The organism is Paraburkholderia sp. SECH4, from assembly GCF_030511745.1.
GTDB classification, from domain to species: Bacteria; Pseudomonadota; Gammaproteobacteria; order Burkholderiales; family Burkholderiaceae; genus Paraburkholderia; species Paraburkholderia madseniana.
The window spans coordinates 222,972-240,838 of sequence record NZ_JALOCP010000003.1 but is presented as its reverse complement, the minus strand read 5'-3'; the positions used below and the strand labels follow the sequence as shown (position 1 = coordinate 240,838).

At 61.3% G+C, this 17,867-nt stretch carries 14 protein-coding genes and 1 tRNA gene; 3 read left to right on the top strand and 12 right to left on the bottom strand.

Features of this window, described 5'->3' with window-relative positions; genetic code table 11:
• Positions 1-63: 63 nt before the first annotated feature.
• The 8 genes from M0D67_RS06505 to M0D67_RS06470 form a co-directional block, all read right to left on the bottom strand.
• On the bottom strand, positions 64-417 hold the full coding sequence (locus tag M0D67_RS06505) for a transposase (RefSeq protein WP_266238000.1): 354 nt from the start codon (positions 415-417) through the stop codon (positions 64-66).
• Between the two features lie 358 nt (positions 418-775).
• Positions 776-1,918, bottom strand: a complete 1,143-nt coding sequence (locus tag M0D67_RS06500; protein WP_154557898.1) for a porin — start codon at positions 1,916-1,918, stop codon at positions 776-778.
• 952 nt (positions 1,919-2,870) lie between these two features.
• Positions 2,871-2,958, bottom strand: a tRNA-Ile gene (locus M0D67_RS06495).
• Between the two features lie 152 nt (positions 2,959-3,110).
• Positions 3,111-5,501: an RNA polymerase sigma factor RpoD gene (gene rpoD, locus M0D67_RS06490; RefSeq protein WP_266237996.1), complete on the bottom strand. Its 2,391-nt coding sequence runs from the start codon at positions 5,499-5,501 to the stop codon at positions 3,111-3,113.
• 93 nt (positions 5,502-5,594) lie between these two features.
• Positions 5,595-7,466, bottom strand: coding sequence for a DNA primase (dnaG, locus tag M0D67_RS06485; protein WP_266237993.1), 1,872 nt, complete (start codon positions 7,464-7,466; stop codon positions 5,595-5,597).
• A 78-nt stretch (positions 7,467-7,544) separates the two neighbouring features.
• A complete protein-coding gene (locus M0D67_RS06480; RefSeq protein ID WP_028196181.1) occupies positions 7,545-7,991 on the bottom strand; it encodes a GatB/YqeY domain-containing protein in 447 nt (148 codons plus the stop codon).
• Positions 7,992-8,239: 248 nt separating this feature from the next.
• On the bottom strand, positions 8,240-8,452 hold the full coding sequence (gene rpsU / locus M0D67_RS06475) for a 30S ribosomal protein S21 (protein ID WP_115778899.1): 213 nt from the start codon (positions 8,450-8,452) through the stop codon (positions 8,240-8,242).
• Between the two features lie 68 nt (positions 8,453-8,520).
• Positions 8,521-9,738: an NAD(P)/FAD-dependent oxidoreductase gene (locus M0D67_RS06470; protein ID WP_154557902.1), complete on the bottom strand. Its 1,218-nt coding sequence runs from the start codon at positions 9,736-9,738 to the stop codon at positions 8,521-8,523.
• A 123-nt stretch (positions 9,739-9,861) separates the two neighbouring features.
• On the opposite strand from M0D67_RS06470, the gene tsaD reads away from it, so the two are divergent.
• On the top strand, positions 9,862-10,890 hold the full coding sequence (tsaD, locus tag M0D67_RS06465) for a tRNA (adenosine(37)-N6)-threonylcarbamoyltransferase complex transferase subunit TsaD (protein WP_097394777.1): 1,029 nt from the start codon (positions 9,862-9,864) through the stop codon (positions 10,888-10,890).
• 124 nt (positions 10,891-11,014) lie between these two features.
• Here the strand turns inward: tsaD and folE2 are convergent, their stop codons facing one another.
• The 4 genes from folE2 to M0D67_RS06445 form a co-directional block, all read right to left on the bottom strand.
• Positions 11,015-11,821 carry a GTP cyclohydrolase FolE2 gene (gene folE2, locus M0D67_RS06460; protein ID WP_266237986.1) on the bottom strand — a complete coding sequence of 269 codons (807 nt, stop codon included), beginning with the start codon at positions 11,819-11,821 and terminating at the stop codon, positions 11,015-11,017.
• Between the two features lie 327 nt (positions 11,822-12,148).
• Entirely contained in the window at positions 12,149-14,056 is a 1,908-nt protein-coding gene (gene dxs / locus M0D67_RS06455) for a 1-deoxy-D-xylulose-5-phosphate synthase (protein WP_266237984.1), read from the bottom strand.
• A gap of 85 nt (positions 14,057-14,141) precedes the next feature.
• Positions 14,142-15,023, bottom strand: coding sequence for a polyprenyl synthetase family protein (locus M0D67_RS06450; RefSeq protein ID WP_054034829.1), 882 nt, complete (start codon positions 15,021-15,023; stop codon positions 14,142-14,144).
• Complete coding sequence (locus M0D67_RS06445) at positions 15,020-15,328, bottom strand: exodeoxyribonuclease VII small subunit (RefSeq protein WP_266237981.1); 309 nt, start codon at positions 15,326-15,328, stop codon at positions 15,020-15,022. The genes M0D67_RS06450 and M0D67_RS06445 overlap by 4 nt, the downstream gene beginning before the upstream one ends.
• A 287-nt stretch (positions 15,329-15,615) precedes the next feature.
• Between M0D67_RS06445 and M0D67_RS06440 the strand changes: the two genes are divergently transcribed.
• Positions 15,616-16,722: an aromatic ring-hydroxylating dioxygenase subunit alpha gene (locus M0D67_RS06440; RefSeq protein ID WP_154557905.1), complete on the top strand. Its 1,107-nt coding sequence runs from the start codon at positions 15,616-15,618 to the stop codon at positions 16,720-16,722.
• A gap of 184 nt (positions 16,723-16,906) precedes the next feature.
• Complete coding sequence (locus tag M0D67_RS06435) at positions 16,907-17,776, top strand: sulfurtransferase (protein WP_266237979.1); 870 nt, start codon at positions 16,907-16,909, stop codon at positions 17,774-17,776.
• Positions 17,777-17,867 lie beyond the last annotated feature (91 nt).

The window sequence follows — 17,867 nt, the reverse complement described above, 5'->3', positions numbered from 1 at the left end:
GCCGTCATCCGGTAACCGGATGACGGCCTTTCTGCTTGTTATGCCGAAACGGTTCTGAGCCTGCTACGCTGTGCGCGGATAGCCCCTGCGAGTGACAGGCCGCGTCAGCATGGCATCGGTATCGAACAAGGTAAAGGCGATATTGGCCAGCACCCCTGAATTCTTCCAGCGCAAATAATAGCGATGCGCGGTCTGATAAGGCGCATAGCGGTCGGGCATTGCGTGCCATGGCTTGCCGGTGTGCAGCACCCACAGCACGCTGTTCACCACGCAACGGATGTCGATGCTGGGACGGCCGCGCCGAGGTCCGTGATCTTTCATTTCCGGCAGGAGCGGCACGATGAGATGCCATTGCTCGTCGGTGAGATCCTGAATGGCTGGCGAACGAGCCAGCGGGTTTGAAGCGGGAGTATCCATGCAGTAAGAACGCGCACCTGCAGCACACGTGCTAGCGTCGCCGCGAAAAATGTCTATAACTCAATCGTTTCAGACTACCCCAAGCGCGCTGTCCCGAAAGTCAATTATTGTCAGACTCGTGTGCACAATTGTTAGAAATCGCCATACGTTATTGCGCCAATGGATTAATGGCGCGGCGGAGGTGGTGGTCTATCATCGGCGCGCCCGGCGCGTAGTAAGCCTGCGCGTCCCGCCCTTGAATGGCGCACCACGGCATCCGGCATTCACGCCGGGTGCCGACCACCAAAGTGGCGCGCCCATAAAAAAAGGTGCCGCGAACGGCACCTTTTCTGCAACAACTAGCTTCTTCTGCTGAAGCTTAGAAGCGGTGACGCAGACCGACCGTAGCGGCCGTCTGGTTCTTCGACGACGACGGCAGTTGCGTCACGTCGCCGCTGTAGATCGAAGCAACACCGCCGTCGCCCATTGCGTGCTGGTACACGGCTTGAGCGTAGACGTCCGTACGACGCGACAGCGAGTAGTCAGCTTGCAGGCCGATCTGGTGGTAGCGAACCGACTCCGAACCACCGTTTGCAGCAACGCCGTAGCCCTTGCCGTCGGTGAACGTGTAAGCAACGCCCAGGCCCAGAGCCGGGGTCACGTTGTACTTGCCGTTGACTTCGTAGTTGTTGGCGCGCAGCGATTGTTGTGCGCCAGCGACGTTGTCGATACGCGATTGCGTCCATGCCAGACCGACGGTAGCCGGGCCGAACGAGTACGAACCTGCTGCGCCGAATTCACGCTGACGGAAGTTACCGGTGAGGCCCAGGATCGAACCGTCCGAAGCTCCGCCGTTGCTTGCCGTGCCTGCTGCGTTCCTTGCGCCCGGGTTGTTCTGCTGTGCGTAAGCAGCGCCCAGGTGCAGGCCTTGCCACTGGTATGCAGCGCCCACGCTGTATTCGCGGTTGTTTGCGAATGCGCCAGCCTGGTTCGAGAAGCCGTACGTGCCGCCGAACGTGAAGCCAGCGTAGTTAGCGCTCGAGTACTTGATCGAGTTGTTGACTGCGAAGCCGCCGTTCGTGTTCAGGTTGTCGTTGTTGAACGGGTGCGCGAAGTACGTACCGCCCCAGCTACCCGTTGCGGTCAGCGGTGCCAGGTAGTCTTGTGCCGCGTCGTATTGACGACCCAGCGTGACCGTACCGAATTGCGCGCTCGACAGACCGACAAACGCTTGACGGTTGAACATGCCGTTGTTGTTAGCGAACTTGCCGTTGTTGATGTTGAAGCCGCTTTCCAACGTGAAGATTGCCTTCAGACCGCCGCCCAGATCTTCCGAACCGCGCAGACCGAACATGCTTTGGTTGATGCCGCCGCTACCTGCTGCCCACTTTGCGTTGTGGTTGACGTTGCTGGTGTACGTCAAGCCTGCGTCCAGCAGACCATACAGGGTCACGCTGCTTTGTGCGTGAGCGACGGAAGCAAACGATGCGGCAACCGCAACGACGATGAGACTCTTTTTCATGCGTGGGACTCCAGTTCGATAAATTTACGCGGGGAGCAGGACCTGCCTCAGCAGCGCATGAATCATTCGCTGCCGCCCTGTTCGCCGAACCGTTTCGGATCAGCCGGGCACCCTTGAAACGAAGCGTGAGTGTAGGTGGAGACCCTAGTAGCGACTCCCGCAATTTACGCAACAGGATTTTTCAGAATCCGCAACAATCAAATCGAGATAGGCATTAAGTCTTTATCTTTCATACGCTTATCGCAAAATGTGGATGAATGTACGCCTGTCCTGGACAAAAGTTATCCGCAACATCTCAATATTAAAGTTGTGTGAATGCAACAGCATTTAATAAGCGTGACGTAATCGGGTCGGACCGTTTGAAAAATGAGAGACATCTGATTGCTCGGAAATCAGGCAATTGCGATAGGCCTAAATCGATGCGGTGTAAATTTATTTTGGAAAAGCGGGAACTTAATTGATTTAATGCAGTCGGCGATTTAACGCCGAATACTCCGAGGAACGGATATCTGCATTAGCTGTGATTAACGCGGGCCGTGAATTGTCGAGCGGCTTGGCGAAGTGGAGTCAGGCGAGGTGAAGCCTTCAGCACGGGCATTGCCCGGAGGTGGACTGCGGCGCCGGCCGCCGCGTGACAAGAACCCGTGCTGAAAGCGGACGGCATACATCGAACAGCCTTCCGTATTCACATAACGGCACAGCCGTGCGCTTTTTTACACGGAGTTTCCCCTACTTCCCGGTCGCCGGTCTATATCGCCCGCCGTGGAGCCGGTTAAGCGTTAATAGTCGGCGCACGCTTGCGCCAAGTTCGCCGATCTCATCTCGAAGTGAAGCGTGATATTGCCGTGGGAACATGCGACGCTTAATAAGCGACATATTGCCGCATCTGATATTGGATTCTCACCACGAAACAAAAAGGGTTCCGAAAACTCGGAACCCTTCTTTACATCTTTGGTGGGCCGGGTCGGAGTCGAACCGACGATGTCCTTTCGGAGGCGGATTATGAGTCCGCTGCCTGCAACCAGCACGGCGTCCGGCCCAAGAAAAAGACCCGGTCATGAAGGCCGGGCCAATTCGTTGATTGGCCGACATACTACACGAAAAAGGGGCCTTCGCAACCGCTTCGCCCAAGCGAAACAACCGGAAGACCCCTTCAAACCGCTACATCATTTCGCACGACCGCCTACTTCGATCAATTCCCTTCGAGGAACGACTTCAGCTTGTCCGAACGGCTCGGGTGACGCAGTTTGCGCAGCGCCTTTGCTTCGATCTGACGGATCCGCTCACGCGTCACGTCGAACTGCTTGCCGACTTCTTCGAGCGTGTGATCGGTGCTCATTTCGATACCGAAACGCATGCGCAGCACCTTGGCTTCGCGCGGCGTCAGCGAGTCGAGCACGTCCTTCACGACGTCGCGCATGCTGGCATGCAGAGCGGCGTCGGCCGGCGCAACCGTGTTCGTATCTTCGATGAAGTCGCCCAGATGCGAATCGTCGTCGTCACCGATCGGCGTTTCCATCGAGATCGGCTCTTTCGCGATCTTCATGATCTTGCGGATCTTGTCTTCCGGCATTTCCATCTTCTCGGCCAGCGTTGCCGGATCCGGCTCGAGACCGGTTTCCTGCAAGATCTGACGCGAGATGCGGTTCATCTTGTTGATCGTTTCGATCATGTGAACCGGAATCCGGATCGTGCGCGCCTGGTCCGCAATCGAACGCGTGATGGCCTGACGGATCCACCACGTGGCATACGTGGAGAACTTGTAGCCGCGACGATATTCGAACTTGTCCACCGCCTTCATCAGGCCGATGTTGCCTTCCTGAATCAGGTCGAGGAACTGCAGACCACGGTTCGTGTACTTCTTCGCGATCGAGATCACGAGACGCAAGTTCGCCTCGGTCATTTCGCGCTTTGCCTGACGCGCCTTCAGTTCGCCGGCCGCCATCTGACGGTTGGTTTCCTTCAGGTCCTTCAGCGGCAGCACAACGCGCGCCTGCAAGTCCAGCAGACGTTGCTGCTGTTCGCGAATGGCCGGAATGTTACGCGTGAGGATCGCGCTATACGCGTGACCTTCACCGACGATCTTGTCAGCCCATTCGAGATCCGTTTCGCTGCCCGGGAAACGCGCGATAAATTCCGCACGCGGCATGCCGCACTTATCGACCACCGTATGCAGAATCTGACGCTCGACCTGACGCACTTCGTCCACTTGCGCACGCAACGTGTCGCACAGACGCTCGACGGTGCGCGCGGTAAAGCGGATCGTCATCAGCTCATTCTGGATCGTTTCCTGCGCCTTCAGATACGACTTGGACTTGTAGCCTTCCTTCTCGAACGCACGACGCATCTTGTCGAACCATTCGCTGATCATGGCGAACTTCTCGAGGGACGCACGCTTGAGCGCTTCCATCTGCGCTGCGTTGGCCGTGGCTTGCGCCGCGCCGTCGTCTTCTTCCTCGTCGTCCGATTCCTCTTCCTCGGCTTCCTCGTCTTCGCTTTCGATCGCTTCCGCTTCCTGCGCCGAGAAGCCGTCTGCATCTTCCGCGTTGGCGTCGATCAGGCCGTCGACCAGTTCGTCGATGCGGATTTCCTCGTTCGCGACGCGCTCGGCCATCGCCAGAATGTCGGCGATCGTGGTCGGGCACGCGGAGATCGCCATCACCATGTGCTTGAGGCCGTCTTCGATCCGCTTGGCGATTTCGATTTCGCCTTCACGCGTAAGCAGTTCGACCGTACCCATTTCACGCATGTACATGCGGACCGGGTCCGTTGTGCGGCCGAATTCGGAGTCGACGGTGGAGAGCGCGACTTCCGCCTCCTCTTCCACTTCGTCGTCTGACGAAGCAGCGGGTGCGTTGTCGTTCAGCAGCAGCGTTTCAGCATCCGGCGCCTGCTCGTACACAGCCACGCCCATGTCGTTGAACGTGCTGATGATGCCTTCGATCGCCTCGGTCTCGGTAAAGTTGTCCGGGAGGTGGTCGTTGATTTCCGCGTACGTGAGGAAGCCGCGCTCCTTGCCGAGCTTGATCAACGCGCGCAGTTTGGCGCGGCGCTCTTCGAGTTCCTCGACGGTGCCCGGCTGCGACGACGCAAACGCGTCCTTCAGCAGTGCTTTTTCCTTTGCACGACGATCGCGAGCCTTGACCTTTTCCACCTTGCCGGGAACGGCCGCAGGGGTTTCTTCGCTTTGGGTTGCGTCGTCATCGACGGGTGTTTCGTTCAGCTTTTTCGTCATGGAGTTCGTCGTACCGGCTGTAGTCTCGACTCGCGGCTGTTGGACAACAGCCGGTTGAACCGTGGATCCTGGAGTCTCACGCTCTACCGCATCGTCCTGCGCGGCAGGCGCTTCCCTTGCGCTTCTGACACCCGGCCGTTTTGCGGCCGGTGGTGGTACAGCTTTCGCCGCCCTGACCGGCTCCGCTCGCGCAGCGGAAGTGGTCGAGGGTTTCTTCCCGGCAGCAGGTGTGATGCTTGCGGCAGACGCCTTTCTGGGGGAAGAAGCTAACTTGGCCTCGGTGACCTTTCTGGTCGGCTCATTCGAACCTGTGCCCGTTGCTTTTTTTCCGCCTGGTGTCTTTGCCATCGCAATCGCCTTTTCGCCTTTGCTAGGAAAACCATTGAAAAAACAAACCGCTAGAAACTTTTTATTATAGCACTCAGCTTTCTGCCATCCCGCTTACAGCCCGAGCTGGCGCTTCATCTCAGCCCGCTTCTGATTCAGGCCCGTCAGCTCCGCAAACTCCTCCGGCGTGTGCCGGGATTGCCGCGAAAGCTGCTCGAGGCGATCGCAGTAAGCGTCGTATCGCATCTTCAGAATCGCCGCTTTCAACTCCTCTCCGACGATCCGTTCCTGCTCGCGCCGTTCCTCGATGACGGTCGCATCCTCCGGGTCCTTCAGCAGCAAATCCCGGACGTTTTCATCATAGTCTAGAATTTTGCGAAAGATTTCCTCGAAAGTTGGGGCATTTGCGCCGTTTCGCAATAGGTCGGACAGCAACTGAAACTCCGCCGAATCGCCCAGCGCGCGCGCATGCGTCGTCACTTCTTCGAACAGCTCGCCGTGCCGCGTGACGCTCAGAAGCGCCTGTTCGGCTTCCTCGTCGAGCACTGCCACCGTCCGCGGATACATCACCAGATTGCGCAGCGTTTTTTCTTCAATCCCGGTCACACTGCGCCGGTCCTTGCGGGCCGGCGCCGATCGGGCGGTCGCCGCGATCCGGGCATCGACTTCGCATAAAGCGGCCACTTCCTCGAACGGCACGTCGAGCCGGTCGGCGAACATATGCATGATCTGCGCGCGCAGCGCATTCGCGGGCAGTTGTTGCAGCAGCGGTTTCGCGTCGAACAGCGCACGGGCGCGGCCTTCCGGCTGATCCAGCTCCTTGCCGGCCAACACCTCGTTCAGCATGAACTGCGACAGCGGCATGGCGCGCTCGACCTGCTCGGCGAACGCTTCTGTGCCGAATTCACGCACGTAGCTGTCCGGATCGTGCTCGGACGGCAGAAACAGGAACCGGATGGTCCGGTTGTCCGCCGCGTGGGGCAGGCAGGCGTCCAGCGCACGGCGCGCGGCGCGGCGCCCCGCCGAATCGCCGTCGAAGCTGAAGATGACCGTATCGGTCTGGCGCATCAGTTTCTGCACATGAATCGGCGTACAGGCCGTGCCGAGCGTGGCCACCGCGTTCTGGAACCCCAATTGGGCCAGCGCGACCACGTCCATATAGCCTTCGACCACCAGCACGTAATGCTGTTCGCGAATCGCCAAACGGGCCTCGAACAGCCCGTACAGCTCGCTGCCTTTGTTAAATAGAGGCGTTTCCGGCGAATTCAAATATTTGGGTTCGCCGCCGTCCAGCACGCGCCCGCCGAAGCCGATCACCTGCCCTTTCACATTGCGTATCGGGAACATGATCCGCTCGCGAAAGCGGTCGTACCGCCGGTTCTGACCTTGCGCGTCCGATTTTTCGCTGACGATCACAAGACCCGATTCGACCAGCGAATCGTCCCGATAGTTGGGGAAAGCCGGTTCGAGGTTCTGCCAGCCGTCCGGTGCATAGCCGAGGCCAAAACGGGCGGCGATCTCGCCGGTCAGACCGCGTTTCTTCAGATACTGGATCGCGACCGGCGCGCCACGCAACTGCTTGCGGTAGAAATCGCAGGCGGTCTGCATGACATCGGACAGCGCCGTGGTCACCGCCTTGGACGCACCCGGCGAATACCCGCCGGAGCCGCCACCGCCGCCATAGCCCGGCGAAGGCTCGTTCGGCACGGTCAACCCGACCGATTGCGCGAGTTCGTTGACCGCCTCGGGGAACGTGGACCCAACGTGCTCCATCAGGAAGCCGATGGCCGTACCGTGCGCGCCGCAGCCGAAGCAGTGATAGAACTGTTTAGTCGGACTAACCGTAAACGAAGGGCTCTTCTCGTTGTGAAACGGGCACAGCCCCATGAAGTTCGCGCCGCCCTTTTTCAACTGCACGTACCGGCCGACCACGTCGACGATATCGACGCGGTTGAGCAGGTCCTGCAGGAATGACGGTGGAATCACAGTGAATGACGCTACCTAAAAAGCTCAAGGCTGTGCGCGCCGTCGAACAACGGCACGCGCAGACCGGAAATACAGGAATTACTTCGCGAGCGCGGCTTTGACTTGCGCCGAGACAGCGGTCATGTCGGCGCGACCGGCCAGCTTCGGCTTGAGCACGCCCATCACCTTGCCCATGTCCTGCGGGCCCGCAGCGCCGGTTTGCGCGACCGCGGCCTGAACTTCGGCAACGATCTCCGCTTCGGACATCTGCGCCGGCATATAGGCGGACAGGATGGCCAGTTCGGCCTTTTCCTTGTCGGCCAGATCCGTGCGGCCAGCGGCTTCGAACTGGCTGATCGAGTCTTTGCGCTGCTTGATCATCTTGTCGATGACGGCGGTGATCGCCGCGTCGTCAAGGGTGACGCGTTCGTCGACTTCGCGTTGCTTGACCGCGGCGAGCAGCAGGCGGATCGTGCCGAGACGCTCGGTCTCACGCGCCCGCATGGCCGCTTTCATGTCGTCGTTGATCTGGTCCTTGAGGCTCATCACTCACCTGAATGCGTTGAAAATTTAAAAACCGGCCGCTTACGGTACCAATGCGCCGTATCAATACGCCACATCCAACACAAACGCCCGCTTGGGACTGCTTCCTCAAGCGGGTTGGCGCAATTTTGCGTAGTGGATGCGACCCTGCCGGCTGGCCCGAAGGGCCGTGTTTTCCGCGATGGCACCTGCTGTGCCGTCACCGTTGGATGTCGCCGCTCCGTTCAACGGGAACCGCGGCAACGCCAGAATCAGTAGAACTTCTTTGGCAGCATCTGGCCACGCAGACGCTTGAAATGACGCTTAACCGCAGCCGCCTTCTTGCGCTTGCGCTCAGCCGTAGGCTTTTCGTAAAACTCGCGGGCGCGAAGTTCCGTTAGCAGCCCGTTTTTCTCCATCGTGCGCTTGAAGCGGCGCATGGCCACTTCAAACGGCTCGTTGTCTTTTACATGGACGGTCGTCATTTTTCAATAACGGGACTTTGTAAAGGTTCAGGAGTATAGCAGAGCTTTCTCACAAAGCTAATGCGCCGTCAAGCCCCTAAAACGTACTCCGCGGACGCCTGGCCGGCCGCTACACCGGAGGCCCACGCCCACTGGAAATTGTAGCCGCCGAGCCAGCCAGTCACGTCGACCGCCTCGCCGATGAAGTACAAACCCGGCGTGCGGGCGCTCATCATCGTCGCCGACGACAGCTCGCGCGTGTCGATACCACCGCGCGTGACTTCGGCCTTGCGGTAGCCTTCGGTGCCGTTCGGGGTGAGCGTCCAGCGCGACAAGGCCTCACCGACGCGGCGCAGCGTCTTGTCCGGCAGATCGGCCACGCGCACCTCGGCGGGAATCTGGTGGGTTTCCAGCCAGACGTGGGCGAGCCGTTGTGGCACCCATTCCGAGAGCAGATTGGCGATCTGGCGCTTCGTGCCGGTTTTGGCTTCCAGCAACGCGGTGGTGGCGTCCTGCTCGGGCAGCAAATTGATGTGAATCGGCTCGCCGGGCTGCCAGTAGCTCGAAATCTGCAGAACCCCCGGGCCCGACAGGCCGCGGTGCGTGAGCAGCAGGTCCTCGTTGAACTCGGAGCCGGTCTTCTTGTTGCCGGTCGCCAGTTGCACTTCGAGCGACACGCCGGAGAGCGCCGAGAACGGCTCCCAGTCGGCCGGAGCAAAGGTCAGCGGCACCAGCGCGGGGCGGGTGTCGATCAGCTTATGGCCGAATTGCTTGGCGAGGCGATAGGCGAAATCAGTGGCGCCGATCTTGGGGATCGACAGGCCGCCGGTCGCCACCACGAGCGCGCGGGCCGTGATCGGGCCGGAGTGGGTGTCCAGCGTGAACCGTCCTTCGGCGTCATGCCGCACCTGGTCGACCGCGAGCGGCGTGCGCCACGCAATGCGGCCCGCGTCGCATTCGTTCTTCAGTACGTTGATGACCGCGTCGCTCGACTGGTCGCAGAACAGTTGCCCCTTATGCTTCTCGTGCCACGTCACGTGATGGCGCTTGAGCAGCGCCATGAAGTCGCGCGGCGTATAGCGCGCCAGCGCCGAGCGGCAGAAATGGGGATTGGCCGACAGGTAATTGGCCGGTCCGGCATACAGATTCGTGAAATTGCACCGGCCGCCACCGGAAATGCGGATTTTCTCCGCGAGGCGCTGCGAGTGGTCGATCAGCACCACGCGACGGCCGAGTTGCCCGGCCACGGCCGCGCACATCATGCCGGCCGCGCCCGCGCCGATCACTGCGATATCGAAGGATTCCATGGGGCCGCATTGTACCTGCGCGCCTGCGGCTCCCTGCCCGCACTGCTATACTTTCAGGCTTGCCTTTTCACTTTTGGGCGCTGGGGTGGCTTCACTCTCGCTCCCATTCAAACCCCACCCATCATGCTCGTTCTCGGCATCGAAAGCTCCTGCGACGAAACCGGTCTCGCGCTCTACGACACAGAGCGCGGACTGCTCGCGCACGCGCTGCATTCGCAAATTGCGATGCACCGGGAGTACGGCGGCGTGGTGCCGGAATTGGCGTCGCGCGACCATATTCGTCGCGCGCTGCCGCTGCTCGAAGAGGTGATGGAACGCGCCGGCACGGTGCGCAGCGACATCGACGCGATCGCCTATACGCAAGGCCCTGGCCTCGCGGGCGCGCTGCTGGTCGGCGCGAGCGTGGCGAATTCGCTGGCCATGGCGTGGGACAAGCCGACCATCGGCATCCACCATCTCGAAGGGCATTTACTGTCGCCGCTGCTGGTGGACGAGCCGCCGCCGTTTCCGTTCGTCGCGCTGCTGGTGTCGGGCGGCCACACGCAGTTGATGCGCGTCACGGATGTGGGCGTCTACGAGACGCTCGGCGAAACGCTGGACGACGCCGCCGGCGAAGCTTTCGACAAAACCGCCAAGCTGCTGGGCCTAGGCTATCCGGGCGGCCCGGAAGTGTCGCGGATGGCGGAATTCGGCACGCCCGGTGCAGTGGTCCTGCCGCGTCCCATGCTGCATTCCGGTGACCTCGATTTCAGCTTCAGCGGGCTGAAGACCGCTGTCCTCACGCACGCGAAGAAGCTCGGCGGCGCGAATATCTGCGAGCAGGCGAAAGCGGATCTGGCGCGCGGTTTCGTCGATGCGGCCGTGGAAGTGCTGGCGGCGAAATCGCTGGCCGCGCTCAAACGGACCAAGCTTAATCGGCTGGTGGTCGCAGGCGGCGTCGGTGCAAACCGGCAACTGCGTGAAGCGCTTTCCGCCGCGGCGAAGAAACGCAATTTCTTTGTGCACTACCCCGATTTGTCGCTGTGTACGGACAACGGCGCGATGATCGCGTTGGCAGGCGCATTGCGATTGCAACGCTGGCCCGATCAATCGGGTAAAGACTACGCGTTCACCGTAAAGCCGCGTTGGGATTTGACTTCCCTCGCACGCTGAGCCCGCAACGAGGCCGCGACGCCCTTCGCATACCGGGCCACACGATGACAATGGCAACCCCATAGAAAAAGCCGCTTCGAAAGCGGCTTTTTCTATTTGCGGCAAGCAAGAAGCTAAAGCGTGATCACGCCGCCCGCTTATCCCGCTCGATCACTGCATACGCGCTGTGATTGTGAATCGATTCGAAGTTCTCAGCTTCGAGCACATAAGCGACGATGCGCTCGTCTGCATTCAGACGCTGCGCAACGTCACGCACAAGGTCCTCGACGAACTTCGGATTTTCATAGGCACGTTCGGTGACGAACTTCTCATCCGGACGCTTGAGCAAACCCCACAGTTCGCACGAGGCTTCTTCTTCCGCGATACGAACCAGCTCTTCCACCGCCACGTCGCCCACTAGCTCCGCGTTGATCGTGACGTGCGAGCGCTGGTTGTGCGCGCCGTACTGCGAAATTTTCTTAGAGCATGGGCACAGGCTCGTGACCGGCACCAGCACCTTCAGGAACAGACGCGTCGCGCCGTTGCGGGTCTCGCCCGTCAACGTCACTTCGTAGTCGAGCAGACTTTGCACGCCGGACACCGGCGCGGTCTTATTCACGAAGTACGGGAACGACACTTCGATTCGGCCTGCCTCGGCCTCGAGCTTTTCCAGCATCGCGGCGAGCATGGTGCGAAACGTGGCCGCCTCGAGCGGCGCCTTGTTCTCTTCAAGCAGCGCGACGAAGCGCGACATGTGCGTGCCCTTCTGATCGGCGGGCAGATGCACGTCGAGATTCCACGTGCCTACAGAAGGCTGCACTTCGCCGCCTTGCGTGCGCACCGTCAACGGATGGCGCACTGCCTTGACGCCGACTCGTTGAATCGGGATCTGACGCGTATCGGGCGTGCTCTGCACGTCGGGCATCACAAAGGCGGGATTCATCTGGTTCATATTCTTGTCCTTTCAGGAAACGCCGGGCCGTCCCATGTTTTCCGCTCCGCAGGAAGTCCCCCGCCCCGAAGGAAGCCCCTTCAGGGATTGGAGGACCCCATCGGCGGGTGTCGCAAAGCGACACGTTTGAGGGCGCTCAGCGGCCGTGCGAATCAGGTCGCGCAACGGCAAACGCCGGCCCCTGCCGGCGTTGGATGATGGACCCGAAGGTCCATCGACTCAAGTTGGAGATTGCTATGGCCGCCATAGCCGCGGCGTAGCGCACGGCAGTGCAGCTGAACGACTCAGCCAATCCACGCCGCTAAGTGAGGCAACTGAGTGACGCAACTAAGCGACGCGCTTCACCGAGGATTGGCCAGCGACCGCGCCGCTGGAAAGAAAGCGTTCGCGAATCGACTTGGCGATGCCCGCTGCGTCCAGACCGCAGGCGGCGAGCAACTTGGCCGGATCCCCATGATCGATGAAGCGATCCGGAAGGCCCAATTGTAGTACGGGCCGGATAACCCCACTCTCAAGCAGGGCTTCGACGCATGCCGATCCCGCGCCGCCCATCACGCAGCCTTCTTCCACCGTGACGATGGCGTCGTGCGTTTCGGCGAGCTGACGGACCAGTTCGGCGTCCAGCGGCTTCACGAAGCGCATGTTCGCCACCGTGGCGTCCAGTTGCTCAGCGGCCGCCAGCGAGGGCGCAACCATCGTGCCGAATGCCAGAATCGCAATCCGCTTGCCGGCCGGTTGCGACGTTTCGCGACGGACCTCGCCCTTGCCGAGCGGCAGCGCCGTCATTTGCTTGACGGTTGCCACGCCCGTGCCGGCGCCGCGCGGGTAGCGCACTGCCGTCGGGTTCGGCTGCTGCAATGCCGTGTACAGCATCTGGCGGCATTCGTTTTCGTCCGACGCAGCCATCACCGTCATGTTCGGGATGCAGCGCATGAACGCCAGATCGTAAGCACCCGCGTGCGTGGCGCCGTCCGCGCCGACCAGACCCGCGCGGTCGATGGCGAACACCACCGGCAGGTTCTGCAGCGCGACGTCGTGGATCAACTGGTCGTAAGCACGTTGCAGGAAGGTCGAGTAAATCGCGACCACAGGCTTCATGCCGTCCGCAGCCAGGCCGCCGGCGAACGTCACTGCGTGCTGCTCGGCGATGCCGACGTCGAAGTAACGATCCGGGAAGCGCTTCTCGAACTCGACCATGCCCGAGCCTTCACGCATGGCCGGCGTAATACCGACCACGCGCGCGTCCAGCTCGGCCGCGTCGCACAGCCATTCGCCGAACACCTGCGTGTACGTCTTTTTCGACGGCGTGGTGGCGGGCTTGATGCCCTCAGCCGGATTGAACTTGCCCGGGCCGTGATACAGCACCGGATCGGCCTCGGCCAGCTTGTAGCCCTGCCCCTTCTTCGTGACGACGTGCAGGAATTGCGGACCGCGCAGTTCCTTGATGTTCTGCAGCGTCGGGATCAGCGAATCGAGGTCGTGACCGTCGATCGGGCCGATGTAGTTGAAACCGAACTCTTCGAACAGCGTAGCCGGCACGATCATGCCCTTCGCGTGCTCTTCGAGCTTGCGGGCCAGATCGAGCATAGGCGGCGCGACGCGCAGCACACGTTCGACGCCCGCACGCGCGGCGGCGTAGAAACGGCCCGACATCAGGCGCGCCAGATGGCGATTCAACGCGCCGACCGGCGGCGAAATCGACATGTCGTTATCGTTCAGGATGACCAGCAGCGGCACGTCGTCTTCGACGCCGGCGTTGTTCATCGCCTCGAAGGCCATGCCGGCCGTCATCGCGCCGTCGCCGATCACGGCGATGCCCATGCGGTTCTCGCCCTGCAGCTTACTGGCAACGGCCATGCCAAGCGCCGCCGAGATCGACGTGCTGGAGTGCGCGGTGCCGAAGGTGTCGTATTCCGACTCGTCGCGCTTCGGAAAGCCCGAGATGCCGCCGAGCTGACGCAGCGTGTGCATCTTGTCGCGGCGGCCCGTCAGGATCTTGTGCGGGTAGGTTTGATGGCCGACATCCCACACGATCCGGTCGCGCGGCGTGTCGAACACATAGTGCAGAGCAATGGTCAACTCGACCGTGCCGAGGTTGGACGAAAGATGGCCGCCCGTCTGCGATACGCTGTCGAGCACGAAGGCACGCAACTCGTCGGCAAGCGGTTGCAATTGGCGGCGATCGAGGCGGCGCAAGGCTGCCGGGTCGTCGATAGTTTTCAGCAAGTCGTACATCGTCGTTCCATTGTAGGAAAACTTACGCGCCCGCACTTCATACATGCACCCCGTAGCAAAGGTGCGCGGCGGCGGGCTTTCGCGTTCAGCTAACCCGGTTCACCACCAGGTCGGCCAATTCGGCAAGACGCTGCGCGCGCGCACCAAACGGCGCAATCGCAGCGTGGGCGTCGCTGCGCAGTTGCGCTGCGAGCGCACGCGACGCATCCAGCCCAATAATCGACACGTAGGTCGGCTTCCCGTCCTTCGCGTCTTTACCTGCGGTCTTGCCAAGCGTCGCGGAATCGGTCGTCACGTCGAGAATATCGTCGACAACCTGAAACGCGAGGCCTACGGCGGCCGCGTACGCGTCGAGCGAACGCATGGCGTCCGCATTCGGCGTTTCGCCCGCCAGCGCGCCCATGCGCACCGCGGCACGCAACAAGGCGCCGGTTTTCATCCGGTGCATGGTTTCGAGCTGCGGGCGCGTCAGCGTATGGCCGACACTCGCGAGATCAATAGCCTGGCCGCCGCACATGCCGATCGAGCCGCTCGCCAAGGCCAGTTCACGCACCAGCGCGGCCTGCTGCGCCGGCGCCAGCACATCCGACGTCAACGCGACGAATGCCTGCGCTTGCAGCGCGTCGCCGACCAGCAGCGCCGTGGCTTCGTCATACTTGACGTGCACCGTGGGCTTGCCGCGACGCAGCGCGTCGTCGTCCATGCAGGGCATGTCGTCGTGCACGAGCGAGTACACGTGGATCATTTCCAGCGCCGCCGCGGCCGCATCCAGGCACTCGGCGCGCGCGCCGGTCAGCTCGCCGGCCGCGTGGCACAGCAGCGGGCGCACCCGCTTGCCACCGCCCAGCACGGCGTAGCGCATGGCTTCATGCAGTTTGGCCGGCTCAGTCGCTTCCGTGGGCAGATAGTGTTCTAGTGCCGATTCGACACGTTCGAGTACCGAGCGTGTCCATTGTTCGAATGTCATAGGTCGTCCCCGCTTTCAGTAGCGGCTGTGCCTGCGCTATTCATAGGCAGCGGCTTCAGCGTCTCGCCATCGAGCACGCGCACCTGTTGCTCGACCTTCTCGAGCTGCTGCTGGCAAAACGCGACGAGCGCCGCACCGCGCCGGTAGGCGGTGAGCGATTCCTCGAGGCTGAGATTGCCGCCTTCCATGCGCGCCACCAACCCTTCCAGCTCAGCCTGGGCGGCCTCGTAGTTCTCGGGCAACGGCGTGGTATCGGCGCCTTCAGCAGGCGCGGCAGCAGTATCTTTCGACGCGGTCTTCGCCATGAATAGTCGCAAAATTAAAACAAGTCGGACATTCTACGGCAAAAGCGACATTTCCGATCCCATCGCCAGCCCGCGCCCCGCCTTTGCCCTTCGCGCCCGACCCTCAGTCTCGCAGAAAAAAAACGATTGGTCTGCGGCGAAAACCTTGAACTTCCTTGACATTTTTGACCCAAATCAGGCACTTAAGCGCCCCGAGGAGGGGGAATCGGGTATAATCGCGGGCTCCCTAAATCGAATCTATCGATGGTTGGGTTGTTCACTGCTTTCACGTCTTCACGGGAGTGGGAATGTCCAATCTGAGCAATGCATTGCAGTTGCGGTCTGTCCACAGCCAGCTGCCAGTCACGGCTTACTTTGACGAAGCGCTTCTAACGCGCGAAATCGACACCCTTTTCAAGAAAGGTCCTCGCTACATCGGCCACGATCTCATGGTGCCCGAAGCGGGAAATTATTTTGCTCTGCCCAGCGAGAGCGAAGGGCGTGTGCTCGTCCGTAACCAGCAGTCACAAGTCGAACTGCTGTCGAACGTGTGCCGCCACCGGCAAGCCATCATGCTCAACGGCCGCGGCCAGACGGAGAACATCGTCTGCCCCCTGCATCGCTGGACGTACGACCTGAACGGCCAGCTCCTCGGCGCACCTCATTTTGCGGATAACCCCTGCCTGAATCTCGGCGCCACGCCGCTGCAAAACTGGCAAGGCCTGCTGTTCGAAGCGCAGGGGCGCGACGTCGCGCGGGATCTGGCGCGCCTTGGCACCAAGCAACACTTCGATTTTTCGGGCTTCATGTTCGATCACGTCGAAGTGCACGAATGCAATTACAACTGGAAGACCTTTATCGAGGTCTATCTGGAGGATTACCACGTCGCGCCGTTCCATCCGGGCCTCGGCAGCTTCGTCAATTGCGACGATCTGACATGGGAGTTCGGCGAGTGGTACAGCGTGCAGACGGTTGGCGTCCACAAGGATCTGGAGCAGCCGGGCAGCCCGACGTACCGTAAATGGCACGACGAGGTGCTGCGCTTCCGCGGCGGCAATCCGCCCGATTTCGGCGCGATCTGGATGGTGTACTACCCCGGCATCATGATCGAGTGGTATCCGCACGTGCTGGTCGTGTCGTGGTTGATTCCGCGCGGTCCGCAGAAAACCACCAATGTGGTGGAGTTCTATTACCCTGAGGAAATCGCGCTGTTCGAACGCGAGTTTGTCGAAGCCGAGCGCGCTGCCTATATGGAAACGGCCCGCGAAGACGACGAGATCGCCGAACGCATGGACGCCGGCCGCCGCGCGCTGATGGATCGCGGCGAATCGCAGGTCGGCCCGTATCAGAGCCCGATGGAAGACGGCATGCAGCACTTCCACGAGTTCTTGCGGCGTGAACTCGGCGCGATCTGATTCGCGCGCGGTCCGCATGCATCGGTGTTTGATGCCGATCCTGGCGCGAACCGCATCAAAACATGGAAGACGGGCTTCGGCCCGTCTTTTTTTGTTTAGACTATCAGTATCGTTCGGCCATTCGCTAACGGCCTCAAGCCGCTGCGTAAGCGCCGCAACCATCTTGCATGGGACTGGAGACGTCATGCCCCACACTCACTACACCACACTCATCTCCGCGACAAACCTCGCGGAACGGCTGGCCGCCGCGCCGGGCAGCGTGTTCGTCATCGACTGCCGTTTCGATCTGGCGGACACCGAGGCGGGCGAAAAAGCCTATCTGGCCGGGCACTTGCCGGGTGCGCACTATCTGAACCTCGATCGCGATCTGTCGGGGCCGAAGAACGGCCACAATGGCCGCCATCCGTTGCCGGATCGTGCAAGGCTGGTGGAAACGCTGGAGTCGCGCGGGCTCAAGCAGGGTCAGCAGGTTGTCGCGTATGACGCGCAAGGCGGCATGTACGCCGCGCGCGCATGGTGGCTGCTGCGCTGGCTCGGCCACGATGCGGTTGCGCTGCTCGACGGCGGACTGCAAGCCTGGGAGGCCGCCGGTCAACCGCTGACACAAGACGCGCCGGCGCAGAATACCGGTGACTTCAAAGCGGGGGCGCCGCTTTCTGTCACCGTCGACGCGCAGACCGTCGAGCGCAATCTCGGCACGAAAGAACGCGTCGTGGTCGATGCGCGCGCGAACGATCGCTATCGCGGTGAAAACGAAACGCTGGATCGCGTCGGCGGCCATATCCCTGGCGCGCTCAACCGGTTCTTCAAGGACAACCTCACCGCCGACGGCCGCTACAAGCCGGCCCACACGCTGCGTGAGGAATTCCATGCGTTGCTGGGCGACACGCCGCCGGAACACGTCGTGTTGCAATGCGGCTCGGGCGTGACGGCGTGCGTGAACGTGCTCGCGATGGAGATCGCCGGCATGCATGGCGCGGCGCTGTATGCGGGATCGTGGAGCGAATGGAGTTCTGATCCGAAGCGGCCGGTTGCAACCGGTCCGAATCCTTAAGCGGCCCATCAAGCGGAGACGAATAACAAAAGGCCGTGGCCGCTTTCCAGCGGCCACGGCCTTTCTTATTCTTTAAGGCGAGCGTATCGAC